Origin of the sequence: Chenggangzhangella methanolivorans (assembly GCF_019797865.1) — a bacterium.
Taxonomy (GTDB): Bacteria; Pseudomonadota; Alphaproteobacteria; order Rhizobiales; family Methylopilaceae; genus Methylopila; species Methylopila methanolivorans.
Genome location: NZ_CP081869.1, coordinates 1562932 through 1587488 on the forward strand (window position 1 = coordinate 1562932; position 24557 = coordinate 1587488).

A 24557-nucleotide genomic window follows, 5' to 3' on the forward strand; every position below is an offset into this window, starting at 1 on the left:
GCGGGCGAGCGGCCCGCCCGAGTTCTACTCCGTCCGCATCATCTCGCGCCGCATGCGATCGGGCATGCGGGCCGGGCGGCCGTCGCGCAGATAGGCGCATTGCGCGGTCGCCGCGACCAGCACGTCGTCGTCGCGCGTCACGGTCTGGCGCAGCACGAGCGAGGCCGCCTTCACGTCCTCGGCCGTCGTCGTCACCGCGATGACGTCGTCCATCATGGCCGGCCGCAGATAGTCGATCGTCATGCGGCGCACGACGAAGCCCTCGCGCTTTTCGTCCCAGAGCCGCCGGTGGTCGAACTCGATCGCCCGCAGGATCTCGGTGCGCGCGCGCTCCATGAAGCGCAGATAGCTCGCGTGATAGACGAAGCCGGAGAAATCCGTGTCCTCGTAATAGACCCGCAGCGTCAGGATGTGGCGCACGCCTTCCATCCGCCCGCCGAGGCCGTCGGTCACCTTTGCGATCACTCTGTCGGGCCCCCTTCCCCTTCGAAAAGAGGCATCTGGGCCGCGGCGGCCGGCGCCGCAAGGCCGAGATGGCGATAGGCGGTCTGCGTCAAAACGCGGCCCCTGGGCGTGCGCTGAAGAAAGCCCTGCTGCAGCAGGTAGGGCTCGATGATCTCCTCGATGGCGTCGCGCGGCTCCGAGAGCGCGGCCGCCATGGTCTCCACTCCGACCGGCCCGCCGCCATAGTGCTCGGCGATCGCGGTGAGATAGCGGCGGTCCATGGCGTCGAGACCGAGATCGTCGACGTCGAGCAGCCGGAGCGCCCGGTCGGCCGAGGCCGCCGTCACCTCCGGTTCGCCCGACACCGAGGCGAAGTCGCGCACGCGGCGCAGCAGGCGGCCGGCGATGCGCGGCGTGCCGCGCGCGCGCCGCGCGATCTCGCGCGCGCCCTCGCGCCGCATCGGAAGGCCAAGCACCCGGGCGCCGCGCGCGACGATCAGCTCGAGCTCGTCGACGTCGTAGAAATTGAGCCGCACCGGAATGCCGAAGCGATCACGGAGGGGCGTAGTGAGCAGCCCCGCGCGCGTCGTGGCGCCGACGAGGGTGAACTTCGACAGGTCGATCCGCACCGAGCGCGCCGCCGGGCCCTCGCCGATGATGAGGTCGAGCTGGAAGTCCTCCATGGCCGGATAGAGGATTTCCTCGACCGCCGGATTGAGCCGGTGGATCTCGTCGATGAAGAGCACGTCGCGCTCTTCGAGGTTCGTCAGCAGCGCCGCGAGGTCGCCGGCCTTGGCGATGACCGGACCCGAGGTCGCGCGAAATCCCACGCCGAGCTCGCGCGCGACGATCTGGGCGAGCGTGGTCTTGCCGAGGCCGGGGGGGCCGGCGAGCAGGACATGGTCGAGCGCCTCGCCGCGGGTCTTGGCGGCCTGGATGAACACCGAGAGGTTCTCGCGGGCTTGGCGTTGCCCCGTGAAGTCGGCGAGCGTCTGCGGACGGATCGAGGCGTCGAGCTCGTCGTCGCGACTGTCAGGGTCTCGGATGGGGCTCGTGGTCATCGGCCGAGGTGTCGCACGCGCGCCGGCGCGCGGCCATAGCCTGCGCGCAGGACCTCACCCCGCAAGCTGACGGCCGAACGCTCCCTCACCCCTTGGCGAGCTCCTTCAGGCCGGCGCGGATGAGGCGCTCGGTGGTGGCGTCGTCACCGAGCGACTGCTTCGCGGCCGCGACCGCCGCGCTCGCCTGCGGCGCGGCGTAGCCGAGATTGACGAGCGCCGAGACCGCGTCGCGCACCGGGGTCGCGGCGCCCCTCGCCTCGGCGACTTCGCCGGCGACGCGCGCCAGCCCCGGATCGACGTCGGCGAAGAGCGGCGCCTTGTCCTTGAGCTCGGCCGCGACGCGCGCCGCGACCTTTGGGCCGACGCCCGGCGCGCGCGAGATCGCGGCGACGTCGCGCAAGGCGATCGCGGTGGCGAGATCCGGCGCGTCGAGGGTCGACAACACGGCGAGCGCGACCTTCGTGCCGATGCCCGGCACGGTGTTGAGCAGTCGGAACCACTCGCGCTCGAGATCGGCCATGAAGCCGAACAGCTGGATGCGGTCCTCGCGCACATGGGTCTCGATCGAGAGCCGCGCGGTCTCGCCGGCCTTCGGCAGGCGCGAGAGCGTCTTGGTCGAGCAATAGACCACATAGCCGACGCCGCCGACGTCGAGGATGACCCAGTCAGGGCCGACCGAGTCGACGGTTCCGGTGAGCTTTCCGATCATGCTCGGGCGTTCCAGTGGAGGCGGCGACGTCTCCCCTCCCCCTTGCGGGGAGGGGCCGGGGATGGGGGTGGCTCCGAAAGAAGCGCCGACGGAGACGCAGCTCTACGCCCGGCGACGGAGGTCAATTCTGAACCACCCCCACCCTTACCCCCGCGAGGAGGAGGGAGGCGGAGACGACCCGATCTTGCGAAAACCGCCGTCACGCCGGAACCTTCAGGGCCGCGAGGCGGGCCGCGGCGCCGCGGTGCTGGGCGTGGCAGATCGCGACCGCGAGCGCGTCGGCGGCGTCCGGGCTCGTCACCAGCGCCTTCGGCAGCAGCACCGAGATCATCGCCTGGATCTGGCGCTTGTCGGCGTGGCCTGCGCCCACCACGGTCTTCTTGATAAGGTTCGGCGCGTACTCGGCGACGCCGAGCCCCGCGAGCGCCGGGACCAGCAGCGCCACCCCCCTGGCCTGCCCGAGCTTCAACGTCGAATGCGGGTTGGAGTTGACGAAGGTCTCCTCCACGGCGGCCTCGTGGGGGCCATGCGCTTCGAGCACCGCGACCAGCCCATGGTGAAGCTCGGCGAGGCGGGCGGCGAGCGAGGCGGTCTCGTCGGAACGCACGACGCCCGCCGCGACGAAGGAAAGGCGCGAGCCCTCGGCCGAAATCACCCCCCAGCCGGTGCGGCGGAGGCCGGGGTCGACGCCAAGGATGCGAATCGGCGCGGGGCTCATGACCGCGAGACTAGCGGCCAATCGTTATCAGAACACAAGCGGAACAGGATTGTCGTCGACAGGCCTCAGCCGTAGCGGCGCGCGGCCTCGATGGTGAGGCCGGTTCCGACCGCGCCGAAGATGTCGCCCTCGACCACGCGCGCGGCCGGAACCTCGCCGAGGATGGCGGCACGCACATGCGGCACGCGGGTCGAGCCGCCGGTGAGGAACACGGCGTCGATGCTCTCCGGCTTCAGTCCTGCGGCGGCGAGGCAGCGGCGGATGCGCTCCGCGATCTTCTCGCCGAGCGCCGCGGTGTGGCGCTCGAACGCCGCGCGGCGGATGGGGCGACGAGGCCCTGTTCGGCGTAGCCGAGCGCGACTTCGGTCTCCTCGCCGTCCGACAGGCGGATCTTGGCGGCCTCGACGGCGGCCGCGAGCCCGTGGCCGCGCTCGTCCTCGACCACTCGGATCAGGCGGTCGATGAGCTCGGGCCTCGCCGCCTCGCGGCGCACCTCGCGGATCTGCCGCAGCGCGCGCCCGTCATAGAGGCGGTTGATGCTCGACCAGGTGGCGAGGTCGTGGAAATAGACCGAGGGCGCCTCGAGCTCGCGCCGCTTCATCGGAGCCCAGCCCCAGCAGCGGCATCACCGAGCCGAGTGATAGACGCCGGTCGAAGTCGACGCCGCCGACCCGCACGCCCTCATTGGCGAGGATGTCGCCCTTTCGGTCCTCGCGCCCGCTGCGGTCGGGACCGAGCCGGATGACGGAAAAGTCCGAGGTGCCGCCGCCGATGTCGGCGATGAGCGCAAGCTCCTCGCCGGAGACCTCGCGCTCGTAGTCGAGCGCGGCGGCCACCGGCTCGAACTGGAACGACACCTCGCGGAAGCCGACCGAAAGCGCGATCTCGCGCAACGTGTCCTCGGCGCGCTGGTCGGCCGCTTCGTCGCCGTCGACGAAATGCACGGGGCGGCCATGCGCGACCGCGTCGATCTCGCGGCCGGCCTCGGCTTCGGCCCGGCGTTTCACGATCGCCAGGTACCGGGCGATGACGTCGCGGAACTTCACGCGCTCGCGCCCGACCTGCGTCGCCTCGTCGATGAGCCCGGTGCCGAGCACGGACTTGAGGCTGCGCATCAGCCGGCCGGCCTCGCCGTCGAGATAGGCCGACATCGCGGCGCGCCCGACCTTGGCGGCCGCCGACGGCGCGAAGAAGATCGCGCTCGGGATCGTGCGCTCCTCGCCCTCGAGGCGGACAAGCGCGGGCCTGCCGCCCTCGACGACGCCGAGCGTGGTGTTGGACGTGCCGAAGTCGAGGCCGCAGGCGGTCATGGGCGTTGTCGCAGGCGCTTTGGAGGGCGGCTCTCCTACCGCGCCTTGGCCGCGTCCGTCCAGTCGTCGCGCGCTTTCTCCCGCGTCCGCGGAGCGCCCCGGTCGGGCGGCCGGCGCCCGAACCTTGACCCGTCATCCCGGGCTTGACCCGGGATCCAGACGCGGCGGCGGCGCAGGGCTGGAGCCGCGCGACGGTTCTGGATCCCGGCTCTTCGGCCGGGATGATGGCGGCAGATCGAGCGCCCTCTCTGCGTCCACGGAACGCGCCGGGCGGGCGGCCTGCGCCCGAACCCCGACCCGTCATCCCGGGCCTGACCCGGGATCCAGACCCGCCGGCGGCGAAGGACTGGAGCCGCGCGACGGTTCTGGATCCCGGCTCTTCGGCCGGGATGATGGCGGCAGATCGAGCGCCCCTCTGCGTCCACGGAACGCCCCCGGGCGGGCGGCCTGCGCCCGAACCTCGGCCCGTCATCCCGGGCTTGACCCGGGATCCAGACGCGGCGGCGGCGCAGGGCTGGAGCCGCGCGACGGTTCTGGATCCCGGCTCTTCGGCCGGGATGACGGCGGTGGAAGGCGCGCCCTCTCTGCGTCCACGGAACACGGCGGGCGGGCGGCCTGCGCCCGAACCCCGACCCGTCATCCCGGGCCTGACCCGGGATCCAGACCCGCCGGCGGCGAAGGACTGGAGCCGCGCGACGGTTCTGGATCCCGGCTCTCGGCCGGGATGATGGCGGCAGATCGAGCGCCCTCTCTGCGTCCACGGAACGCCCCCGGGCGGGCGGCCTGCGCCCGAACCTCGGCCCGTCATCCCGGGCCTGACCCGGGATCCAGACGCGGCGGCGGCGCAGGGCTGGAGCCGACGAGATGGTTCTGGATCCCGGCTCTCCGGCCGGGATGACGGCGGCGGATGGCGCGCCCTCTCTGCGTCCGCGGAGCGCGCCGGGCGGCGGCCTGCGCCCGAACCTCGACCCGTCATCCCGGGCTTGACCCGGGATCCAGACGCGGCGGCGGCGCAGGGCTGGGGCCGACGAGATGGTTCTGGATCCCGGCTCTTCGGCCGGGATGACGCCGACGGATCGAGCCTTTCGAGCTGCATCGTCTCCCCGCCCCTTGACACCGCCCGTCATTTCAGTAATTTCAGTGTTGACTGAAATAACGGAAATTACAGATGACGCCGCTGATGGAACGCTTCGTCCTGCATTGGGGAGAGATGGGCGCGCGCTGGGGCGTGAACCGCTCGGTCGCGCAGATCCACGGCTATCTGTTCATCGTCGGCCGCCCGGTGGACGCCGACGAGCTGACCAGGGAGCTCGCGATCTCGCGCTCCAACGTCTCGGGCAGCCTCAAGGAGCTCCAGCAGCTCGGTCTCGCCCGCCTCGTCCACCGGGTCGGCGACCCGCAAGGATCACTTCGAGACGCTGGGCGACCCGTGGGAGATGGCGATGCAGGTCGCCGAAGCCCGCCGCCAGCGGGAGATCCAGCCGACGCTCGACGCGCTGAAGGCGCTCTCGGAAGAGGCGAGCGGCGACAAGGAGACGCCGGAGATCACGAGGCGGCGCATCGTGGAGCTCTCGGCCTTCGGGCAGGAGCTCGACGTCTGGTACCGCGAAATCAAGCGCCTCCCCATCGGCACCCTCAGGGGCCTGATGCGGATGGGCGCGAAGATCGCCCGGTTCATCCCGGGCGCCCGGGCCGATGACCGGCCCAAGCCCAAGACCGATGGAGAGCAGTCATGACCTTCGCGACCGTCAATTATCTCGCCTACATCGCCATCAGCGCGGCGCTGACGATCTGGGTCGCGCACACGCTCTCGACCCGCGGCCGAGTGTTCCTGGTCGAGTTCCTGCGCGGCAACGAGACGCTCGCGGACTCGATCAACCATCTGCTGGTGGTGGGCTTCTATCTCGTGAACCTCGGCTACGCGATGCTGGCCATGAGCTACGGCGAGAAGCCCGAGACGGTCGATGGCGTGCTGGAGGCGCTGTCGTTCAAGGTGGGTCTCGTGATGCTGGTGCTCGGCGCGACCCACTTCTTCAACATGTCGATGATCGCGCAGTTGGGTAAGAAGCTCGACCGCTTCTTCCAGATGCAGCGGGGCGAAGGGGGCGCTCAGGCCGCGCCCGCAAAGTAAGCGGCGTCAGCCGGGCCCGGAGCGCAGGCTTCGGGCCCGGCTTCCTTACCGCGGCGCGCGCGGACGTGATCGCGGCCGCCGCCTTGGCGCTTGCATCTCTCGAAGGTCAGCGGGCAAGCCGAACGCCAAAGCCGCAGGGCGAAGGAGGCGAACCTTGGCGAGAGTGCCCCGCGTCACAAGCCACGACGCCCTGTCCGAAGAAGCCGCGCCAACGGCGCGGCAAACGCCGCCTGCGCGCAAGACCATGTGGGTCGCCTATGCGCTGCAGATCATGGGCGGGGGCGGCTTTCTGGGGCTCCACCGCTTCTATCTCGGCTACAAGCAATCCGGCTACGCGCAACTCGCGCTCGGCGTGACGACGCTCTTCCTGCCGCTCATCATAGGCGGCAACGACTTTCAGTATCTGCTGATCCCGCTCGCGCTCATCTGGTATCTCGTCGACCTCTTCCTGATCCCGGGCATGGTGCGCAGGGCGAACGGCGCGGAAAGCTGAAGCCCACTGGCGCATCGGAAGGCGAGCCACGATCATCAGCCGATGATCGAGGCTCTCGTCCGTTTCGTCGCCGGCGTGCTGTGGGAGTTCATCCTCTACGGCACGGGACGCCTCGCCCTCGCAGCCCTCAGCTTCGGCCGCGCGTGGGCCGAGGCGATGCAAGGGGAACGGACCGAGTTTCCGTGGCATGGCTTTGGCCGCGACGCCTCCGGCTTGCTCGTGATGTCGCAGACCTGGACCGGGCTTATTGGCGGCTCCGTCTGGATGTCGGCCCTCTTCGCGCTGCTCGTAGCGCTCGGCCGCATCTAGACCTGGGACGACGACTCCCTTCGTCAGCGCCCCCTCCACGAGAACAAACCGGCGCCTCACGATTCGTTCTCCCGTGACCGAACGGGGAACGGCGGGGCGACGCCCAAGTCCTAAGAAAATCTGAACATTTTGGCCGAGCGACGGAACGCTCGGCCACGGCGCGCAGCCCGGCCCGTCAGCCGAGCTTGGCCATCACCTCTTCGGAGATCTCGTAGTTCCCGTGCACGTTCTGCACGTCGTCGTCCTCGTCGAGGCTGTCCAGCAGCTTCATCAGGCTCGTCGCCTTCTCCTCGTCGAGCGCGGTCGTGACGTTCGGGCGGAACACCGCCTTCACGCTTTCGGGCTCGCCGAGCGAGGCCTCGAGCGCCTTCGACACCTCGTTGAGATCTTCGAACGCGCAGGTGACGACGTGGCTCTCTTCCGAGGACTCGCAGTCTTCCGCCCCGGCCTCGATCGCGGCCTCCAGCACCTTGTCGGCTGAGCCGGCCTTCGCCGGATAGACGATCTCGCCGACGGTTGAACATGAAGCCGACCGAGCCGGTTTCGCCGAGCGCGCCGCCGGACTTGGTGAAGTAGGAGCGCACGGCCGACGCCGTGCGGTTGCGGTTGTCGGTCAGCGCCTCGACGATGATGGCGACGCCGCCCGGGCCATACCCCTCGTAGCGCACCTCTTCGTAGTTCTCGGTGTCGCCGCCAGCCGCCTTGTTGATGGCGCGCTGGATGTTGTCCTTAGGCATCGACTGGGCCTTGGCGGCGGCCACCGCGAGGCGCAGGCGCGGATTCATGTCGGGATCGGGCAAGCCGGCCTTCGCCGCCACCGTGATCTCGCGGCCGAGCTTTGAGAAGAGCTTGGCGCGGACCGCGTCCTGGCGGCCCTTGCGGTGCATGATGTTCTTGAACTGCGAATGCCCGGCCAAGGGAGTCTCCGGCGGTTCGCGGACGCTCCGGGGCGCCGGTCGGGCGCGCGCGGCGGGCGGCCGCAGATTTTCAGGATGCGGGCTTATAGAGGCGCGCGGGCCCGAAAGGAAGCCGGGCGCGCGGACGACGGCCGGGAAGCCTTCCCAACGCGCCATGCGCCCGGCGCGGATGTGCCATGCTGCTACGCAACACAGGCGATCTCTTTTTCGTCGTGAGCCGATCGCGGGCGACATCGCCCCGCAGCCCCAGCGCCAAGAGATTGATCAGATCTGACAATCGACTTGGGTTGTGACGAGTTCCAGCCAGCGGGATTGAAAGGCGTCGCCGATCAAACCATCGACCGTGCGGATAATAGAAAATTATTGTTGAGTTAGGTGGTTGCACTTAGCTTCCGACCCGCACGAAGCCAGCGGTCGAGCCGCTTGATTGATAGACGTTTCAAATGACAGACGCTGCTCCCGCACTGAAGAAATCGAAGGCAGCCGGCGGTTGGGGAGCCCTTCGCAGTTGCGGTAAGCATCTGCTCGCGAGCGGCTCCGCGCTCGCTGGCGCGAAGGCCATGCTGAAGGCCAACCAGCCCGACGGTTTTGATTGTCCCGGCTGCGCCTGGGGCGACCCGGAGCACGGCTCGTCGTTCGAATTCTGCGAGAACGGCGTGAAGGCGGTCGCCTGGGAATCGACCGAGCGGCGTGCGACGCCGGCGTTCTTCGCCAGGCACACGGTGAGCGAGCTCCGCGGCTGGAGCGACTACGACCTCGAAAATGTCGGCCGCCTCACCCATCCCATGCGCTACGACGCCGCGACCGACCGCTACGTCGCGGTCGACTGGGCGGACGCCTTCGCCGAGATCGGCGCCGAACTGCGCAAGCTGAACTCCCCGAACGAGGCCGAGTTCTACACCTCGGGCCGCGCCTCCAACGAGGCCGCGTTCCTCTACCAGCTGTTCGCGCGAAGCTTCGGCACCAACAATTTCCCCGACTGCTCCAACATGTGCCACGAGGCGAGCGGCGTCGGACTGATCGCCTCCATCGGCATCGGCAAGGGCACGGTGCTGCTTGAGGACTTCCACCACGCCGACGCCATCTTCGTGATCGGGCAGAACCCGGCCACCAACCATCCCCGCATGCTCGGCGACCTGCGCAAGGCCTCGATGCGCGGCGCGCGCGTGGCGGTGCTGAACCCGATCCGCGAGCGCGGACTCGAGAAGTTCGCCGACCCGCAGGACAAGATCGAGATGCTGCGCGGCGGCGCGACCTCGATCGCGACCCACTACTTCCAGCCCAAGCTCGGCGGCGACATGGCGGCGATCCGCGGCGTCGCCAAGATCGTGTTCGCGCGCGACGACCTCGAAAAGGCCGCCGGCCGCCCGAGCCTGCTGGACGAAGAGTTCATCGCCCGGCACACGCACGGCATCGAAACCTGGCGCGCCGAGGTGATCGCCACTCCCTGGGGCCACATCGAGGATCAGTCGGGTCTCACCTACGACGAGATCGAGACGCTCGCCGACGTCTATCTCGGGGCCGAGCGCGTCATCGCCACCTGGGCGATGGGCGTGACCCAGCACAAGCATTCCGTCGCCACCGTCCGCGAGATCGCCAACCTCCTGTTCCTGCGCGGCCATGTGGGGCGCGAGGGCGCGGGCCTCTGCCCCGTGCGCGGCCACTCCAACGTGCAGGGCGACCGTACGGTCGGCATCAACGAGAACGCGCCAGGCTGGTTCCTGGACAATCTCGACAAGGAGTTCGGCATCGCCTCGCCGCGGACGCCGGGCCACAACGTGCTGCACGCGATCCACGCGATGGTGGAGGGTCGGTCCAAGGCCTTCATCGGGCTTGGCGGCAACTTCGCCCGCGCGACGCCCGACACGCCGGTCGTCGAGGCGGCGCTGCGCGCCTGCAGGCTCACCGTCCAGATCGCCACCAAGCCGAACCTCGGCCACATGGCGGTGGGCGAGGTCGCCTATCTGCTCCCCTGCCTCGGACGCACCGAGATCGAGCGCAATTCCAAGGGCAAGGTCCAGATCGTCACCGTCGAGGATTCGATGTCGATGGTCCACGGCTCGGGCGGCATCAACAAGCCCGCGTCGCCGCATCTCAAATCCGAGGTCGCGATCATCGCTGGCATGGCGGCCGAGGCCGTCGGCTCGCAGGTCATCGACTGGGCCGCGATGGCGGACGACAACGATCTCATCCGCGATCGCCTGTCGCGCGTCATTCCGGGCTTCGAGGACTACAACGTCCGCGTCCGCAAGCCGCGCGGCTTCTGGCTGCGCAACTCGGCGACCGAGCGCGAATGGCGGACGCCGTCCGGCCGGGCGGAGTTTTCCGCCGCGCCGCTCCCCGTCGAGGTGGAGCACCAGAGCGCCCGCAAGACCGAGGGCCAGTTCGTGCTGCAGACCTTCCGCAGCCACGACCAGTACAACACCACGGTCTATGGCCTCGACGACCGCTATCGCGGCGTCTACGGCGAGCGCCGTGTCGTGTTCATCAATCCGCAGGACATCGCCGCGATGGGCGCCGAGCCGAACGCGCGCGTCGACGTTCTGGGGTCCTCCGAAGACGGCCGCGCGCGTGTCGCCGAAGACTTCCGCATCGTGGCCTACGACATCCCCAGGGGCTGCGTAGCCGGCTACTATCCGGAGCTGAACGCCGTCGTGCCGTTCAACAAGGCCGGCGAGGGATCGGACACCCCGCTCTCGAAGTCGACGCTCGTGACCTTCCGCCAGCGGAGCGGCGCATGAGCGAGGCCGACGCTTTCCTCGCCCGCGTCGAGGCGATCGCCGAGAGCCAGAACCTTCAGCCGCTCGAGGCCGCTCTGGTGGTCTCCGTCGGCGAAGGCGTCGCGCGCGACACGATGAGTTTCGGGCGCGTCTTCGGCGTCGGCCATGCGCTGGCGCTGCGCGCCGCCGCAGCGCTCGAGGGCGGGCTGCTGCGCGCCACCTCGACCAGCGCGAAAAGCCGCCGCATGCGGCTGGAGCTCACCGAGGCCGGCGCCGCGCTGTTCGGCGGGACCGCGCAGGCGGCCTGAACCGCCGCTTAGCGCGGACAGGCGTTCTCGCGCTCCTGCCTCTGGATATCGGCGACGTCGGCGCGCTGGCGGGCCGACAGCGGCACGTCCGCAATGTCGTCATATTGGCAGCCGGCGTTCCCAAAAGCCTTGATCGCCTTGGCCGTCTTGAAGCAGTAGCCCGCGTCCTTGTAGATCGCGTTGCGCTCGCCCCAGAGCTCGTCGCAGGGGAACCGGGCAAAAGCCGGCGTCGCGAACAGGACGAAGCCGAAACAGGCGGCTGCGGCGATCTTCATGTCGTCTTCCCCCGAAAATGGTCGCCCGCAGGCTACGATGCGGCGCGCAGACGCGACAGCCCTTAGATTTCCCAGAACTCCGGGCGGGCCTCGCTGAGGCAGCCGCCGATCCGCACGGGCGCGACCCTGGTCGCGAGCCCGCGTCCGTCGAGCTCCACCGCGATGCCCGACAGCGTCCCCTCGCCCTCCGCCGGCTCGAAGCGCCCGGACGGAAGCTTGCGCAGGAAACGGTGCACCGGCTCGTCCTTTTTCATGCCCAGAACGCTGTCATAGTCGCCGCACATGCCGGCGTCCGACATGTAGGCGGTGCCGCCCGGAAGGATGCGGTGGTCCGAGGTCGGCGTGTGGGTGTGGGTGCCGACCACGAGGCTCGCGCGGCCGTCGGCGAAATGTCCGAACCCCTGTTTCTCGCTCGTCGCCTCGGCGTGGAAGTCGACGATCACGGCGTCCGCCCCCTCGCCGAGCGGACAGGCGGCGAGCTCGGCCTCGACGGCCCGGAACGGATCGTCGAGCGCCGGCGCCATGAACACCTGCCCCATGACGTTGACGACGAGCACGCGCGCCCCGTTCCTCGCCTCCACGAGCGCCGCGCCGCGGCCGGGCGTGCCCTTCGGGAAGTTCACCGGGCGGATCAAGCGCTCGGCGCGCTCGATGAAGACCAGCGCCTCGCGCTGGTCGAAGGAATGGTTGCCGAGCGTGACGGCGTCGCAGCCGGCGGCCAGAAGATCCTCGTAGATCGCCTCGGTGATGCCGAAGCCGCCGGCGGCGTTCTCGCCGTTGATCACCACAAGGTCGAGCGACCAGCGCTCGCGCAAGGCCGGCAGGCGCTCCGCCACCACGGCCCGGCCGGGACGCCCGACGACGTCGCCGAGGAAGAGAAGTCGCATGACGAGATCCTGAAACGAAAACGCGCCGCCGCCTTCAGGCGACGACGCGTTTCCTAAACGAGGCGCGCAGCCTCGTCATGATCTGATTGCGGCGAGGTCTTTTCGCCTCAGCGGCCGGTCGCGGCCCGCCCGGTCGCCGCGACGTCGTTGCGCACGCCGCGCACTGTGTTGGCGCAAGCCGAAAGCGCGACGGTCGTAAGGATGAGCGAGGAGACGATGAAGAGGCGGGTCATGGCGCAGTTTCCCGATTTCGACCGCGCGGGCGCGCGGCATGTGACGTCAGCGTGAAACAACGCTCGAACGCCGGCTTGGTTCGCGGTCAGCGTCCCAAAATACCGTTCTCGGTGAGCACGAAATCGATCCGCTGGTCATGTTCGGCCACAGGAACGTCTTCGACTCTTGCGCTGCGAACGCGACGCCGATCGCGAGCGCCGCTCCCTTGGCCCTCAGTTTTTCGAGCGTCCGGTCATAGAAGCCGCCGCCATAGCCGATACGCCCGCCCTGCCGGTCGAAAGCGGAGAGCGGGGCGAACAGCAGGTCGGGCTCGACCTCGGGCCGCGCTGTCCGGAGGCTCCTTCAGGCCGAACGGCCTGTCTTCGAGAACGTCGCCCGGCCGCCAGCGGCGGAAGACGAGCGGCTCGCCCTTGGCGACGATCACCGGAAGGCAGAGCGGCACGCCGGCGGCGCTCAGCTTCCTCGCCAGCGGCAGCATGTCGATCTCGCCCTTCACGGGGAAGAACAGCGAGACGCAGGCCGGTCGTTCGTCCGCGACGATCTCGCCGCCGAGCGCCGCGATCGCCCGTCCCGCGGCCGCCCGCTCGGCCTCGCCGATCGCGGCCCGCGCGGCGAGCGCGGCCTTGCGCACCACGGCCTTCCGGGCGGCGACGTCGTGGGGCTGTTCAATCATGTCGGACGATGGCCGTTGGACGGGACCCGGGACACCTACAGAGTAGGTGGGCGCCGTAAATGGCCAAGACCACGGTCGAGGCCAGGGACAGCTCCCGTTCGGAATCGTAAGGGCCCGGGGATTCAAGTTGTCCTGACGCACCCCGCAGCACCGCCGGACAAAGATAGGCGAGCCGGATGCGCCGCGCTAGTGGCGACGTCGACCCTTGATGAGGTCAAGTCATCGGCCGCGTCAGTCGACGTCGCAGCCCTCGGCCATCTGGCGCCTCAGCGGCGCGCAATTCTTCGCAAGCTGCGCGATCGCCCGGCTCGCGCCCGCGAGGGGAACCTCTGTCGGGCTGTCGAGCCTTGCAAGATCGCCGGCGGTCTCGACGACCAGGGGACCGCCGGCGCCATCGAGCGCCAGGCGCGTGACGCCGTCATCGGATGACAGCGAGCGCATCGGCTCCTTCAGGAGCAGGAGCGTTCCGGACGACCTGATCCGTGCAATGTCAGAACCGCAGTAGTCGCTCTCGATTTCGAACAGGTCCCGGCCGCCGGATAGGGACCGCCGCCGCCGACCGCAAAGGGCGCGTTCCAGATGGACACGAACCATCCGGGCCCTGCGCGCGAGGGCGACAGCCCTCGGGTGAAGCGCGTCGCGACCGGCATAGCCGTGCGGCTCGCCATTCGCCCGCGGCGCCGGAAAAGCGAGCCCGAAAGCCTCGCTCCCGACCTCGACATAGGCCGAGAGCCCGAGCCTCCGATGCTCCCCGTAGGTCCAACGGCCGGGCTCGGGCGCCTCCGAGCGACGCTCAGGCTTCGCGCGCTGCTTGCGCTCCGGCTTTCCGGAGCAGCGACGCTCGGCGCAGCGCATATAGGCGGGATCGTCAGCGCCCTTCGAGTCCGCGAGGCATCGCCAGATGCAGCGCTGGGCCTCCATCGGATAGTCCTCGGCCGCCGCCGGCCAGACCACCACCATCAGCCCAAACGCGATCATCGCCGCGAAACCCGCTTTCATCGCCGCCCCCTCAGCGCCTTCGCCTCCAACAAGGCCGAGGAGATGCTAAGGGGAGAGGCGTCGGCGAGAGATCACAAGGTTGTGCGAAAACGATGCGGCAACCGACATCACTCCCCACCAGAGAAAGCGCCACAACCGGAGCGAAACAGGTTTGTTGAGGGAGCGACGGCTCGGCGATCGGTCAAGCGGCGCGCACGGCTGGCTATAGGCTCGTCGGCCGTCCGATCTCAGTCCCGCCGTGCGCCCTCGCCGAGTTCGTTCGCCAGCCGCTCCAGCCGTTCGGCTGCGGCGGCGAGCTGCTCGGCGACGTCGGCGTGGCGCGCGTCGAACTGCTTGGCGACGTCGTCGCCCGCAAGCCTCAGGCTCGCGATCTCGGTCTCGAGCGCCTCGTGGCGGCGCTTCGCCTCGGAAAGCTCGTCCGCCATCATGATGGCGGTCATCACGGAAAGGCGGATGTCGCCCACCTCGCCGAACTGGCCGCGCAGCTGGCCGAAACGCTCGTCGACCATGCGGCCGAGCGAGAGCAGGTGCTCCTCCTCGCCCTCGCCGCAGGCCATCTTGTAGTCGCGCCCGCCGATCTGGACCGTCACCTGCGCCATCGCTTCAGGCTCCGGCTTCGGAGAGGACGCTCTCGACGGCCCCGATCGCCGCGTCGAGACGACGGCCGACCTCCTGCTCGAGCGTGCGATGCCTGGCTTCGGAGGCTTCGGCCTTGGCGGCCGACAGGTCGAGCAGATCGGCGAGGCGCTGACGGTCGTCGGCGAAGGCCTGCAGCTCCTCCTCGCGGGCGCGGGCGGCGTCGACCGTGTCGAGCGCGCGCGTCGCCGCGGCCTCCGCGGCCTCCAGCGCCGCGTTGAGCCGCCTCAGCGCCTGGTCGAGATCGCCCACTCTGTCCGATGTCCCCGTGGCCGGCGGCCGAAAACACTTACGGCCGCAACGTCTTGCCGCGCGACTTTAGGGGGCCGCGCCAAAAGCCGTCAATCGCCGGCTGCGCTCCGTCCACCGGCGAACGGCGCCGGCGCAGCCGGGGGAACGAAGTCTGACTTTCGCGCCTTGCACGGTTGATAGGGGCGTCGCGCGAGTTGACTCGCGGCGCCGCCGTCCTAAACGTCCCGCGCGACATCGACGGGGCGCACGCCCCACCCTACGACCTACCGGGCGCAGCCTCTTAGCGCCTCGAACCGATCGGACCAGCCCCATGAGCGACGCCGCGACCCAACGCCGGATGGCGAACGCGATCCGCTTCCTTTCGATGGACGCAGTCGAGAAGGCCAATTCCGGCCATCCCGGAATGCCCATGGGCATGGCGGACGTGGCGACCGTGCTCTTCACCAAGATCCTGAAATATGACGCGACCGACCCGTATTGGGTCGACCGCGACCGGTTCGTGCTCTCGGCCGGCCACGGCTCGATGCTGCTCTATTCGCTGCTCCACCTGACGGGCTCGAAGGAGATGACCATCGAGCAGCTCAAGAACTTCCGGCAGGTCGGCTCCAAGACCCCCGGGCACCCTGAGCGCGGCCACACCGAGAGCGTCGAGACCACCACGGGCCCGCTCGGCGCCGGCATCTCGAACGCCGTCGGCATGGCGCTCGCGGAACGCATCCTCGCGGCCGAATACCCGACCGTGTTCGGCCACCGCACCTTCGCCTTGTGTTCCGACGGCGACCTGATGGAGGGCATCTCCCAGGAGGCGATCGCGATCGCGGGGCACTACCGGCTGTCGAAGCTCGTCTTCCTCTATGACGACAACGGCATCTCGATCGACGGCCACACCTCGCTCTCGGACTCGGTCGACCAGGTCGCCCGCTTCAAGGCCTGCGGCTGGAACGCCGTCCATGTCGACGGCCACGACGCCGACGCCGTCGAGGCGGCGATCAAGGCGACGGAAGGCTCCGACAAGCCGACGCTGATCGCCTGCAAGACCGTCATCGGCTTCGGCGCGCCCAACAAGGGCGGCACCGAGAAGGTCCACGGCTCCGCGCTCGGCGCCGACGAGATCGCGGCGGCCCGCAAGCATCTCGGCTGGGACTACGAGCCCTTCGTGGTGCCCGACGACCTGAAGTCGCTCTGGCTCGAGGCCGGCAAGCGCGGCCAGGGCGCCCGCAAGGAGTGGGAGAAGCGCTTCGAGGCGCTCGAGACGGGCGTCCGCAACGATCTCGAACGCCGCCTCCACGGCGACCTGCCGGAGACCTTCGCCAAGGCGATGGCCGACTACAAGGCCAAGCTCTACGCCGAGCCGAAGGAGCTCGCGACCCGCAAGGCCGGCGAAGCCGCGCTCACCGTGGTGAAGGGCGAACTGCCGGAGCTCGTTTCGGGCTCGGCCGACCTCACCCCGTCCAACAACACGCTCACCAAGAACATGACGGTGATCTCGCCCGAAGGCGGCGGCTCCTTCATGCATTGGGGCATCCGCGAGCACGGCATGGCGGGCGCGGTGAACGGCATGGCGATCCATGGCGGCATCCTGCCGGTCGGATCGACCTTCCTGGTGTTCTCCGACTACTGCCGCCCGTCGCTGCGGCTTGCGGCGCTGATGGGCATCCGCGTCGTGCAGGTCTTCACTCATGACTCGATCGGCGTCGGCGAGGACGGCCCGACCCACCAGCCGGTCGAGCATGTCGCGGCGCTGCGCGCGATCCCGAACCTCAACGTCTTCCGCCCCTGCGACGGCATCGAGACGGCGGAGGCCTGGGAAGTGGCGGTCGCCTCGAAGACGCGGCCGAGCATCTTCGCGCTCACCCGCCAGAACCTGCCGCAGCTCCGCCTGAAAGACGCCGGAGAGAACCTCACGGCCAAGGGCGCGTATGAGCTGCAGGCCGCCGAGGGCGCGCCGATGGTCAGCCTGTTCGCCTCGGGCTCGGAAGTCAGCCTCGCGGCCGAGGCCAAGATCGCGCTCGACGCCGCCGGCGTCCCGACCCGCGTGGTGTCGGTGCCTTGCATGGACCTCTTCAACGACCAGAGCGGCGCCTATCGCGCGGAAGTGATCGGCACGGCGCCGGTCAAGATCGCGATCGAGGCGGCGATCCGGATGGGCTGGGACTCGATCGTCGGCTCGGACGGCGGCTTCGTCGGAATGTCGAGCTTCGGCGAAAGCGGGCCGTACAAGGAGGTCTACAAAAAGTTCGGCATCACGACCGAGGCGGGTCGTGGCGCTCGCAAAGGACATGAGCGCTTCAGCGGCGTGAATGGCCTTCACGACGAAAAGTCATAGCTTCTACGGCTTTTCGCTCTATAGGACGGCCAGCCGGCTGTCATGCCCGAGCTTGTCTCGGGTATCCACGACTTGATCGTAGGGCGTCGCGCCGAACGAAGTCGTGGATACCCGGCTTTGCCGGGCATGACGCCGCGGATGAGTCTTGCGGCCGGCCGACGGATGGATAAGTGCGCCGAACAGGCGCCGACGAGAGGATGGGACGAAAATGACGGTGAAGGTCGCGATCAACGGTTTCGGGCGCATCGGCCGACTGGTGCTCCGGGCGATCGTGGAGTCCGGGCGCAAGGACATCCAGGTCGTGGCCATCAACGACCTCGGCCCGGTCGAGACCAACGCCCACCTTCTGCGCTACGACAGCGTCCACGGCCGCTTCCCGGCCGAAGTCACCGTCAACGGCGACGTCATCACGGTGGCGGGCCACGGCGACATCAAGGCGACCGCGATCCGCAACCCGGCGGAGCTGCCGCATGGCGAGCTCGGCGTCGACATCGCGCTCGAATGTACCGGCCTCTTCACCGCCAAGGACAAGGCTGCGGCGCATCTGACCGCCGGCGCCAAGCGCGTGATCGTCTCGGCCCCGGGCGACGGCGTGGATCTCACCGTCGTGTTCGGCGTGAACCAGGACAAGCTCACCAAGGACCACCTGATCGTCTCGAACGCCTCCTGCACGACCAACTGCCTCGCGCCGGTCGCCAAGGTGCTGAACGACGCGATCGGCATCGACCATGGCTTCATGACGACGATCCACTCCTACACGGGCGACCAGCCGACGCTCGACACCATGCACAAGGATCTCTATCGCGGCCGCGCCGCGCTTTCGATGATCCCGACCTCGACCGGCGCCGCCAAGGCCGTCGGCCTCGTGCTGCCGGAGCTCAAGGGCAAGCTTGACGGCACCGCGATCCGCGTGCCGACCCCGAACGTCTCGGTGGTGGACTTCAAGTTCGTGGCCAAGCGTCCGACCTCGGTGCAGGAAGTCAACGACGCCATCAAGGCGGCGGCGGCGGGCCCGATGAAGGGAATCCTCGACGTCGTGGACGCGCCGCTCGTCTCCAGCGACTTCAACCACAACCCGCATTCCTCGTCCTTCGCGCTCGACCAGACCAAGGTGCTCGAAGGAAACTTCGTGCGCGTGCTGAGCTGGTACGACAACGAGTGGGGCTTCTCGTCCCGCATGTCCGACACCGCGGTGGCGATGGCGAAGCTCATCTGACGGACAATGCGTGCTTCGAGACGCGCGTCTTGCGACGCGCTCCTCGAGCCATGAGGAGCGTTGAGGCAAACCTCGACCTCCCTCATGCCGAGGAGGCCGCGCCAGCGGCCGTCTCGAAGCGCGCAGTTCGTTCCCGCCGCCCATGACCTCCTTTCCCCCTCCCCGCCCCATCACCGCCCGCTGGCGCTCGCTCGACTGCGGCGGGCTCGACCATGCGGTGATCGCGCCCGAGGAGGGCCGCATCGTCGTGCGCGGCACGATCGTGGGCGCGCGCGGCGGGGCGGCTCCTTACGGCGTCTACTACCGGCTCGACCTCGACGAGGCCTGGCGCGTGCGCGAGCTCGCGCTTGGCACGGCGGACGGGCGCGGCCTGCACCTGCTCTCCGACGGCGCAGGCCATTGGGCGAACGGCACGGGCGAGCATCTCCCCCACTTCGACGGCTGCCACGACGTCGATCTCGCGGGCACGGCCCTCACCAACACGCTGCCGATCCGCCGCCGCCCGTGGGAAGCGGGCATGCGATCGGAGCTCAAGATGGTCTATGTGCCGTTCGACAGTTTCGAACCGGTCGTCGACCTTCAAATCTACACATGCGTTGAGGCCGGCCGCCGCTTCCTCTACGAAGCCGCGGACCGCAGCTTCTCGGCCGAACTGTCGATCGACGCGGACGGTCTCGTGACTGACTATCCCAGCCTCTTTGAACGGGTGCTCTGATGGCCGCCTTCAAGACCCTCGACGACGTCGACGTCGCCGGCAAGCGCGTGCTCGTGCGCGTGGACCTCAACGTGCCGATGGACGGCGACCGGGTCACCGACGACACGCGCCTGCGCGCCATCGAGCCCACGCTTCGCGAGCTCGCGCAGAAGGGCGCCCGGACCATCCTGCTCGCCCATTTCGGCCGCCCGAAGGGCAAGCGCGACGAGAGCCAATCGCTGAAGGTGGTGGTGCCGGCGCTCGAAAAGACGCTGATGCAGGACGTCCAGTTCGCCGACGATTGCGTGGGCGAAGCAGCCGAGGCCGCGGTCGCGAAGCTCGCGCCCGGCGACGTGCTGCTGCTCGAGAACACCCGTTTTCATGCCGGCGAGGAGAAGAACGAGCCGGACTTCGCCGCCTCGATCGCCAAGCTCGGAGACATCTATGTCAACGACGCCTTCTCGGCCGCGCACCGCGCCCACGCCTCGACCGAAGGCGTCGCCAGGCTCCTGCCGTCCTATGCCGGCCGCGCCATGCAGGCCGAACTCGAGGCCCTCGCCAAGGCGCTATCGTCTCCTGAGCGCCCCGTGGTGGCGGTCGTCGGCGGCGCGAAGGTCTCGACCAAGCTCGACCTCCTCGGCAACCTCGTGTCGAAGGTCGACTATCTCGTCATCGGCGGCGGCATGGCCAACACGTTTCTGGCGGCTCATGGCGTCGACGTCGGCAAGTCGCTCTGCGAGAAGGATCTGGTCGGCACCGCGCTGGAGATCGAGCAGAAGGCCAAGGCCGCCGGCTGCACGATCGTGCTGCCGAGCGACGGCCGGCTCGCCAAGGAGTTCAAGGCCAACGCCGAGAACCGCGTCGCCCCAGTGACCGAAGTCGGCGCCGACGAGATGATCCTCGACGTCGGCCCGAAGGCTTCGGCGGAGGTCGGCGAGGTGTTCGCCAAGGCCAAGACGCTCGTGTGGAACGGCCCGTTCGGCGCCTTCGAGATCGAGCCCTTCGACGCGGGCACCAACGCGGCGGCGCAAAAGGCGGCGGAGCTCACCGAAGCCGGAAAGCTGCTGTCGGTCGCGGGCGGCGGCGACACCGTCGCGGCGCTCAACCATGCGGGCGTCGCGGACAAGTTTTCCTATGTGTCGACCGCCGGCGGCGCCTTCCTCGAATGGCTCGAGGGCAAGGAGCTCCCGGGCGTCGCGGCCCTCAGCCGGGGCTGAGAGCGCGGGACGTGTGTCCAGCCGTCATGCCCGGCGAAGCCGGCCATCACGACTTCGGTCGACATCGCGCTTTACGATAAAGTCGTGGATGCCCGCGCAAAAGCGCGGGAATGACGATGTCGTCGCCTCTTCACGAACCGCCGCTTACGTAATTTTACCGACTGGCCGCTTGGCGGACGCCGGCTTATCGTCGCTCGATTAGCGACCCGCCGTCTCGGGGATTGTCGGCGATGCGTGTCTTGCGTCCGCTCGGACGGGCTCTTGTGATCGCGGCGGCGCTCGCCGCGGCGCCGGGCGTCCATGCGCAGCAGGGGCCGCGGCAGAAGCCCACCGCCAAAGCTCCCGAGACCAAGGCGCCTGAACCCGGCTCCATCAAAGGCTTCTGGAAGTTCGGCTCGACGGTGATCGCGGTCGCCGAAAAGCCCGATCCTGCGCTCGGCTCCTGCTATGTCGGCATGCCGGTCGGGGCTTCTTATGTCGATTTCGACGACGAGGGGCGGCTCGCGATCCAGTTCACCTCCGAGATGATCGCCCAGCGCAACGGGGCCCCGACCGAGCTCGGCAAGGCGAGTTTTTCGGGCGCGGCGCTGCTGCGTTACGGGCCGAACGGCGAGGGCCGCCTCGAATTCGTGGCCAAGGGCGCAGGGTTTTCGGGCGGCGCCGAACACTTCTTCGACAGCGCCTTTCCGGTGAAGGATTTTTCCGCGACGCTCAACGGCGGCCTGCTGAACGTCCAGTTCAAGTTCGCGGTCGACGCCTTCCCGGGCCGCTGTGTTTTCAGCGTCACCGGCGTTTACTACAAGGGCGTGTATCGCTAGTCGTCCGTCCTGACGCGCCGCGTCGCCCGCGACAAGCGCGCCGACGCGCCCTATAAAGGCCGCGCGACATCTGGAACCGTTTGAAGAGCTTCCGAGAGGACGATGAACGTCTCGACCCCGATCACCGGCGGAACCCGCCTCGCCATCACGCCGCGCGTCCGCGAGATCCTGTCCTGGTACGAAAGCGACAATCCCGGGACGAAGGGAAACCTCGTCCGCCTGCTGATGACCGGCAAGCTGGCCGGCACCGGCAAGCTCGTCATCCTGCCGGTCGACCAGGGCTTTGAGCACGGCCCGGCGCGCTCGTTCTCCGTGAACCCGGCGGCCTACGACCCGCACTACCACTTCCAGCTCGCGATCGACGCAGGTCTCAACGCCTACGCCGCGCCTCTCGGCATGCTGGAGGCCGGCGCCGACACCTTCGCGGGCCAGATCCCGACCATCCTGAAGATGAACAGCGCCAACTCGCTGTCGCGTCTCAACGAGGACGCCGACCAGGCGGTGACGGCGTCGGTGGCGGATGCTGTCCGCCTTGGCTGCTCGGCCATCGGCTTCACCATCTATCCGGGCTCCGACCAGGCCTATGACCAGATGGAGGAGATCCGCGAGCTGGCGGCGGAGGCCAAGTCCGTGGGCCTTGCGGTCGTGGTGTGGTCCTACGCGCGCGGCGGCGAGCTCGACAAGGCCGGCGAGACCTCGGCCGACGTCATCGCCTACGCCGCCCACATCGCGGCGCTACTCGGCGCGCACATCATCAAGGTGAAGCCGCCGACCGAGAAGATCGCGCTCGCCCCGGCCCAGAAGGCCTACGAGAAGGGCAAGATCCCGCTCGGCACGCTGGAGGACCGCATCCGCGACGTCGTGAAGAGCTGCTTCAACGGCCGCCGCATCGTGATCTTCTCCGGCGGCGAGGCCAAGGCCGACGCCAACGCCGTGCTCGACGAGATCCGCCAGATCGCCGCCGCGGCGCCTTCGGCTCGATCATGGGCCGCAACGCCTTCCAGCGCCCGCGCGAGGAAGCCATCAAGCTGCTCGACGACATCATGGACATCTACGCCAAGGCGGGATGAGCCGATCGAACTGCTCCCGTTTGGCGTTGTCCGGGATCGCTTTCCTGAATGAACGCCGGCTTTGCCGTCATGCCCGCGCGGCCGCGCGGGCATCCACGACTTTCTGGGATCGTAGAGCCCGACGCCGAAGTCGTGGATACCCGAGCAAAGCGCGGGCATGACGGGAGTGTTTCTCACGCTCCGTCTGCTGGGTCTGCAGACCGGCGTCGATACGACCTTCCGCCCCGCTTTCGCCATTTCCCGGCGTGACACAGCGCGTCCCGGACCGCTATTGATCGCGCCCATGACCGACGCGCCCGCTCCCCGCCTTCTGCTGATCACGCCCGTGCTCGCCGAGATCGACGCCTTCGAGGCGACGCTCGAAAGCGCGGTGCTGGCCGGCGACGTGGCCGCCGTCGTCATCCGCCTCGCGCCGGCCGACGAACGCACCCTTCTCGCCCGCGCCAAGGCGCTGGTCTCCGCCGTGCAATCGGAGGGCGCCGCGGCCCTGCTCGCGGGCGACGGCGTCGAGGAGATCGTGGGCCGCTCCGGCGCCGACGGCGTCCATGTCGCGACCGCCGTCGAGGCGATCGAGGCGATCGAGCGTTTCGCGCCCGAGAAGATCGTGGGATGCGGGCCGCTGGTCTCGCGCGACGAAGCGATGTCGGTCGGAGAGGCGGGCGCGGACTATGTGCTGTTCGGCGCCGACGACGCCGATTTCGAGCAGACGCTCGAGCGCGTCGGCTGGTGGGTCCCGATCTTCCAGACGCCCTGCGTCGGCGTCGCTGCGACCATCGACGACGTGTCGGCGCTCGCGCGGGAAAACGTCGAGTTCGTCGGGCTCGGCGACGCCGTCTGGCGCAACGAGGCGGGCCCCGCCGCCGCGGTCGCCGCCGCCGAGGCCATGCTGTCGCTCGCGCGGGCTCCCGGCTCGTGAGGCCGCTCGGCGCGAGGAGGATCGGCGCGACGCTGCTCGCCCTGCTCGCGGCCTCGCCGGCGCTCGCCGCGGAGCCGGCGAAGCGGCCGGCGCCGCCGCGCGAGAAGGCCCAGGCCGCCGCCCCCGAAATCGTCAGTCCCGAGCTGCCGATCCCGAGCTTCCGCGAGATGATGCAGCTGACGCCCGGCCCGAGCGCGCCGCAGGCCCAGCCGGCGCCCGAAGGACCGGTCGACCCCAACGCCGACGTCGCCTTCGGCGCCTATCAGCGCGGCTTCTATCGCCAGGCCTTCGAGGAGGCGACCCGCCGCGCCGCCGCCAACCCGCCCGACCCCGCCGCCATGACGCTGCTCGGCGAGCTCTACGCCAACGGCTACTTCGTGCCGCGCGCGCCCAAGCTCTCGCTCGACTGGTACGGCCGCGCGGCGCAGGCCGGCGACCCCAAGGCGATGACGGCGCTCGCGCTCGCCCATCAGGGGAACGGCGGCGCGAAAGACGAGACCGCCGCGATGGCGCTGTTTGAGCGCGCGAGCGAGAAGAACGAGCCCGAGGCGCTCTACAACCTCGCGGTGCTGCGGCTGGAGCGCGGCGGCTCGCCCCAGCAGACCGCCGCCGCCGCGCGGCTGATGAAGCGCGCGGCTGAACTCGGCGAGGCGGCGGCGCAATACGCCTACGCCGCGCTGCTGAAGGAAGGGCGCGGCGTCGAGCGCGACCAGTCGGCCGCGGCCGAATGGATGCGCCGCGCCGCCGAGCAGGACGACGTGGCGGCGCTCGTCGAGTACGGGATCATGGTGTTCAACGGCGCCGGCGTCGTGAAGAACGAGGCGGAGGCGGCGCGCCTCTTCCGCCGCGCCGCAGACCAGGGCAACCCGATCGGCCAGAACCGGCTCGCGCGGCTCTACGCCTATGGCCGCGGCGTCGAGCGCGACGCGGCCAAGGCCGCCGCCTGGCACAAACTCGCGAGTCGACAGGGCCTTCGCGACCCCTGGCTCGAAGGCTTCGCCGAGACCTTGCAGCCGGAGGATCGGGCCGCGGCCGACGCGCTCGTCGAGCGTTGGAGCGAGGGTTTCGGACCGGTGGCGCGGGTGGCGGCGGCTCCCGCGGCCTCCGCCGCCACGTCGCCTCAACCGACCGCCGCGCAGGCGCCGACCTCCGCCAAGCCTTGACGCGGGCGCCTCGCGCGGGCAAACGACGCCCGACCGCGCGGGTTGAAACGCGCGCGGGCCC

General features: G+C 69.4%; 26 protein-coding genes and 3 pseudogenes. 14 read left to right on the forward strand and 15 right to left on the reverse strand.

Going from position 1 to position 24557, the window contains the following annotated elements; translation table 11 throughout:
* Nucleotides 1-24: 24 nt before the first annotated feature.
* The 6 genes and pseudogenes from ybgC to K6K41_RS08265 all read right to left on the reverse strand — a co-directional run bounded on the left by ybgC (nt 25) and on the right by K6K41_RS08265 (nt 5644).
* Nucleotides 25-465 (reverse strand): tol-pal system-associated acyl-CoA thioesterase, encoded by a 441-nt coding sequence (gene ybgC / locus K6K41_RS08240; protein ID WP_261404633.1) that lies wholly within the window; start codon nt 463-465, stop codon nt 25-27.
* A complete protein-coding gene (ruvB, locus tag K6K41_RS08245; protein WP_261404634.1) occupies nt 462-1505 on the reverse strand; it encodes a Holliday junction branch migration DNA helicase RuvB in 1044 nt (347 codons plus the stop codon). Before ruvB ends, ybgC begins: the two co-directional genes overlap by 4 nt.
* A gap of 85 nt (nt 1506-1590) precedes the next feature.
* A complete protein-coding gene (gene ruvA / locus K6K41_RS08250) occupies nt 1591-2214 on the reverse strand; it encodes a Holliday junction branch migration protein RuvA (protein ID WP_261404635.1) in 624 nt (207 codons plus the stop codon).
* A gap of 199 nt (nt 2215-2413) precedes the next feature.
* Nucleotides 2414-2932: a crossover junction endodeoxyribonuclease RuvC gene (gene ruvC, locus K6K41_RS08255; protein WP_261404636.1), complete on the reverse strand. Its 519-nt coding sequence runs from the start codon at nt 2930-2932 to the stop codon at nt 2414-2416.
* Nucleotides 2933-2997: 65 nt separating this feature from the next.
* A pseudogene (locus K6K41_RS08260) lies at nt 2998-4242 on the reverse strand (Hsp70 family protein).
* A gap of 1162 nt (nt 4243-5404) precedes the next feature.
* Nucleotides 5405-5644: a hypothetical protein gene (locus K6K41_RS08265; protein ID WP_261404637.1), complete on the reverse strand. Its 240-nt coding sequence runs from the start codon at nt 5642-5644 to the stop codon at nt 5405-5407.
* A gap of 40 nt (nt 5645-5684) precedes the next feature.
* On the opposite strand from K6K41_RS08265, the gene K6K41_RS08270 reads away from it, so the two are divergent.
* From K6K41_RS08270 to K6K41_RS08285, 4 genes are all read left to right on the forward strand, one after another.
* Complete coding sequence (locus K6K41_RS08270) at nt 5685-5978, forward strand: hypothetical protein (protein WP_261404638.1); 294 nt, start codon at nt 5685-5687, stop codon at nt 5976-5978.
* Nucleotides 5975-6373, forward strand: coding sequence for a hypothetical protein (locus K6K41_RS08275; RefSeq protein ID WP_261404639.1), 399 nt, complete (start codon nt 5975-5977; stop codon nt 6371-6373). The genes K6K41_RS08270 and K6K41_RS08275 overlap by 4 nt, the downstream gene beginning before the upstream one ends.
* Nucleotides 6374-6536: 163 nt before the next feature.
* Complete coding sequence (locus K6K41_RS08280) at nt 6537-6866, forward strand: TM2 domain-containing protein (protein ID WP_261405682.1); 330 nt, start codon at nt 6537-6539, stop codon at nt 6864-6866.
* A 42-nt stretch (nt 6867-6908) separates the two neighbouring features.
* The gene (locus tag K6K41_RS08285; protein ID WP_261404640.1) at nt 6909-7175 is read left to right on the forward strand and encodes a hypothetical protein; all 267 of its coding nucleotides are present in this window, start codon (nt 6909-6911) and stop codon (nt 7173-7175) included.
* Between the two features lie 175 nt (nt 7176-7350).
* Here the strand turns inward: K6K41_RS08285 and K6K41_RS08290 are convergent.
* Nucleotides 7351-8092 (reverse strand): annotated as a pseudogene (locus K6K41_RS08290) (YebC/PmpR family DNA-binding transcriptional regulator).
* 443 nt (nt 8093-8535) lie between these two features.
* On the opposite strand from K6K41_RS08290, the gene K6K41_RS08295 reads away from it, so the two are divergent.
* Together K6K41_RS08295 and K6K41_RS08300 are read left to right on the forward strand one after the other, a co-directional pair.
* Nucleotides 8536-10833, forward strand: coding sequence for an FdhF/YdeP family oxidoreductase (locus K6K41_RS08295; RefSeq protein ID WP_261404641.1), 2298 nt, complete (start codon nt 8536-8538; stop codon nt 10831-10833).
* On the forward strand, nt 10830-11120 hold the full coding sequence (locus K6K41_RS08300) for a hypothetical protein (RefSeq protein WP_261404642.1): 291 nt from the start codon (nt 10830-10832) through the stop codon (nt 11118-11120). The genes K6K41_RS08295 and K6K41_RS08300 overlap by 4 nt, the downstream gene beginning before the upstream one ends.
* An 8-nt stretch (nt 11121-11128) precedes the next feature.
* On the opposite strand, the gene K6K41_RS08305 is transcribed toward K6K41_RS08300, so the two are convergent.
* From K6K41_RS08305 to K6K41_RS08335, 8 genes are all read right to left on the reverse strand, one after another.
* Nucleotides 11129-11395 carry a YARHG domain-containing protein gene (locus K6K41_RS08305; protein WP_261404643.1) on the reverse strand — a complete coding sequence of 89 codons (267 nt, stop codon included), beginning with the start codon at nt 11393-11395 and terminating at the stop codon, nt 11129-11131.
* A gap of 62 nt (nt 11396-11457) precedes the next feature.
* Nucleotides 11458-12282 (reverse strand): TIGR00282 family metallophosphoesterase, encoded by an 825-nt coding sequence (locus K6K41_RS08310; protein ID WP_261404644.1) that lies wholly within the window; start codon nt 12280-12282, stop codon nt 11458-11460.
* Nucleotides 12283-12389: 107 nt separating this feature from the next.
* On the reverse strand, nt 12390-12515 hold the full coding sequence (locus K6K41_RS08315; RefSeq protein ID WP_261404645.1) for an EncA/B family entericidin: 126 nt from the start codon (nt 12513-12515) through the stop codon (nt 12390-12392).
* Nucleotides 12516-12561: 46 nt separating this feature from the next.
* On the reverse strand, nt 12562-12819 hold the full coding sequence (locus K6K41_RS30975) for a 5-formyltetrahydrofolate cyclo-ligase (protein ID WP_487308371.1): 258 nt from the start codon (nt 12817-12819) through the stop codon (nt 12562-12564).
* Nucleotides 12749-13189 (reverse strand): 5-formyltetrahydrofolate cyclo-ligase, encoded by a 441-nt coding sequence (locus K6K41_RS08320; RefSeq protein ID WP_487308364.1) that lies wholly within the window; start codon nt 13187-13189, stop codon nt 12749-12751. The genes K6K41_RS30975 and K6K41_RS08320 overlap by 71 nt, the downstream gene beginning before the upstream one ends.
* Nucleotides 13190-13420: 231 nt before the next feature.
* Nucleotides 13421-14188: a hypothetical protein gene (locus K6K41_RS08325; RefSeq protein WP_261404646.1), complete on the reverse strand. Its 768-nt coding sequence runs from the start codon at nt 14186-14188 to the stop codon at nt 13421-13423.
* Between the two features lie 227 nt (nt 14189-14415).
* Nucleotides 14416-14787 (reverse strand): cell division protein ZapA, encoded by a 372-nt coding sequence (locus K6K41_RS08330; RefSeq protein WP_261404647.1) that lies wholly within the window; start codon nt 14785-14787, stop codon nt 14416-14418.
* A gap of 4 nt (nt 14788-14791) precedes the next feature.
* On the reverse strand, nt 14792-15076 hold the full coding sequence (locus tag K6K41_RS08335; RefSeq protein ID WP_261404648.1) for a DUF4164 family protein: 285 nt from the start codon (nt 15074-15076) through the stop codon (nt 14792-14794).
* A gap of 310 nt (nt 15077-15386) precedes the next feature.
* On the opposite strand from K6K41_RS08335, the gene tkt reads away from it, so the two are divergent.
* The 8 genes and pseudogenes from tkt (at nt 15387) to K6K41_RS08375 (ending at nt 24496) form a co-directional block, all read left to right on the forward strand.
* A complete protein-coding gene (tkt, locus tag K6K41_RS08340; protein ID WP_261404649.1) occupies nt 15387-17402 on the forward strand; it encodes a transketolase in 2016 nt (671 codons plus the stop codon).
* Between the two features lie 208 nt (nt 17403-17610).
* Nucleotides 17611-18618, forward strand: a complete 1008-nt coding sequence (gene gap, locus K6K41_RS08345) for a type I glyceraldehyde-3-phosphate dehydrogenase (RefSeq protein WP_261404650.1) — start codon at nt 17611-17613, stop codon at nt 18616-18618.
* A 142-nt stretch (nt 18619-18760) separates the two neighbouring features.
* Nucleotides 18761-19333, forward strand: a complete 573-nt coding sequence (locus tag K6K41_RS08350) for a putative glycolipid-binding domain-containing protein (RefSeq protein WP_261404651.1) — start codon at nt 18761-18763, stop codon at nt 19331-19333.
* On the forward strand, nt 19333-20529 hold the full coding sequence (locus K6K41_RS08355; protein ID WP_261404652.1) for a phosphoglycerate kinase: 1197 nt from the start codon (nt 19333-19335) through the stop codon (nt 20527-20529). The genes K6K41_RS08350 and K6K41_RS08355 overlap by 1 nt, the downstream gene beginning before the upstream one ends.
* Before the next feature lie 230 nt (nt 20530-20759).
* A complete protein-coding gene (locus tag K6K41_RS08360) occupies nt 20760-21347 on the forward strand; it encodes a hypothetical protein (RefSeq protein ID WP_261404653.1) in 588 nt (195 codons plus the stop codon).
* A gap of 102 nt (nt 21348-21449) precedes the next feature.
* A pseudogene (locus tag K6K41_RS08365) lies at nt 21450-22417 on the forward strand (class I fructose-bisphosphate aldolase).
* 283 nt (nt 22418-22700) lie between these two features.
* The gene (locus K6K41_RS08370; protein ID WP_261404654.1) at nt 22701-23333 is read left to right on the forward strand and encodes a thiamine phosphate synthase; all 633 of its coding nucleotides are present in this window, start codon (nt 22701-22703) and stop codon (nt 23331-23333) included.
* Complete coding sequence (locus K6K41_RS08375; RefSeq protein ID WP_261404655.1) at nt 23330-24496, forward strand: tetratricopeptide repeat protein; 1167 nt, start codon at nt 23330-23332, stop codon at nt 24494-24496. Before K6K41_RS08370 ends, K6K41_RS08375 begins: the two co-directional genes overlap by 4 nt.
* Nucleotides 24497-24557 lie beyond the last annotated feature (61 nt).

What these genes read in the sequence shown, in the direction of transcription:
- ruvB (WP_261404634.1), bottom strand. Translation starts at nt 1,505, where the DNA reads ATGACCACGAGCCCCATCCGAGACCCTGACAGTCGCGACGACGAGCTC.
- ruvA (WP_261404635.1), bottom strand. Translation starts at nt 2,214, where the DNA reads ATGATCGGAAAGCTCACCGGAACCGTCGACTCGGTCGGCCCTGACTGG.
- ruvC (WP_261404636.1), bottom strand. Translation starts at nt 2,932, where the DNA reads ATGAGCCCCGCGCCGATTCGCATCCTTGGCGTCGACCCCGGCCTCCGC.
- K6K41_RS08270 (WP_261404638.1), top strand. Translation starts at nt 5,685, where the DNA reads ATGCAGGTCGCCGAAGCCCGCCGCCAGCGGGAGATCCAGCCGACGCTC.
- K6K41_RS08275 (WP_261404639.1), top strand. Translation starts at nt 5,975, where the DNA reads ATGACCTTCGCGACCGTCAATTATCTCGCCTACATCGCCATCAGCGCG.
- K6K41_RS08285 (WP_261404640.1), top strand. Translation starts at nt 6,909, where the DNA reads ATGATCGAGGCTCTCGTCCGTTTCGTCGCCGGCGTGCTGTGGGAGTTC.
- K6K41_RS08295 (WP_261404641.1), top strand. Translation starts at nt 8,536, where the DNA reads ATGACAGACGCTGCTCCCGCACTGAAGAAATCGAAGGCAGCCGGCGGT.
- K6K41_RS08300 (WP_261404642.1), top strand. Translation starts at nt 10,830, where the DNA reads ATGAGCGAGGCCGACGCTTTCCTCGCCCGCGTCGAGGCGATCGCCGAG.
- K6K41_RS08305 (WP_261404643.1), bottom strand. Translation starts at nt 11,395, where the DNA reads ATGAAGATCGCCGCAGCCGCCTGTTTCGGCTTCGTCCTGTTCGCGACG.
- K6K41_RS08310 (WP_261404644.1), bottom strand. Translation starts at nt 12,282, where the DNA reads ATGCGACTTCTCTTCCTCGGCGACGTCGTCGGGCGTCCCGGCCGGGCC.
- K6K41_RS08315 (WP_261404645.1), bottom strand. Translation starts at nt 12,515, where the DNA reads ATGACCCGCCTCTTCATCGTCTCCTCGCTCATCCTTACGACCGTCGCG.
- K6K41_RS08320 (WP_487308364.1), bottom strand. Translation starts at nt 13,189, where the DNA reads ATGATTGAACAGCCCCACGACGTCGCCGCCCGGAAGGCCGTGGTGCGC.
- K6K41_RS08325 (WP_261404646.1), bottom strand. Translation starts at nt 14,188, where the DNA reads ATGAAAGCGGGTTTCGCGGCGATGATCGCGTTTGGGCTGATGGTGGTG.
- K6K41_RS08330 (WP_261404647.1), bottom strand. Translation starts at nt 14,787, where the DNA reads ATGGCGCAGGTGACGGTCCAGATCGGCGGGCGCGACTACAAGATGGCC.
- tkt (WP_261404649.1), top strand. Translation starts at nt 15,387, where the DNA reads ATGAGCGACGCCGCGACCCAACGCCGGATGGCGAACGCGATCCGCTTC.
- gap (WP_261404650.1), top strand. Translation starts at nt 17,611, where the DNA reads ATGACGGTGAAGGTCGCGATCAACGGTTTCGGGCGCATCGGCCGACTG.
- K6K41_RS08350 (WP_261404651.1), top strand. Translation starts at nt 18,761, where the DNA reads ATGACCTCCTTTCCCCCTCCCCGCCCCATCACCGCCCGCTGGCGCTCG.
- K6K41_RS08355 (WP_261404652.1), top strand. Translation starts at nt 19,333, where the DNA reads ATGGCCGCCTTCAAGACCCTCGACGACGTCGACGTCGCCGGCAAGCGC.
- K6K41_RS08360 (WP_261404653.1), top strand. Translation starts at nt 20,760, where the DNA reads ATGCGTGTCTTGCGTCCGCTCGGACGGGCTCTTGTGATCGCGGCGGCG.
- K6K41_RS08370 (WP_261404654.1), top strand. Translation starts at nt 22,701, where the DNA reads ATGACCGACGCGCCCGCTCCCCGCCTTCTGCTGATCACGCCCGTGCTC.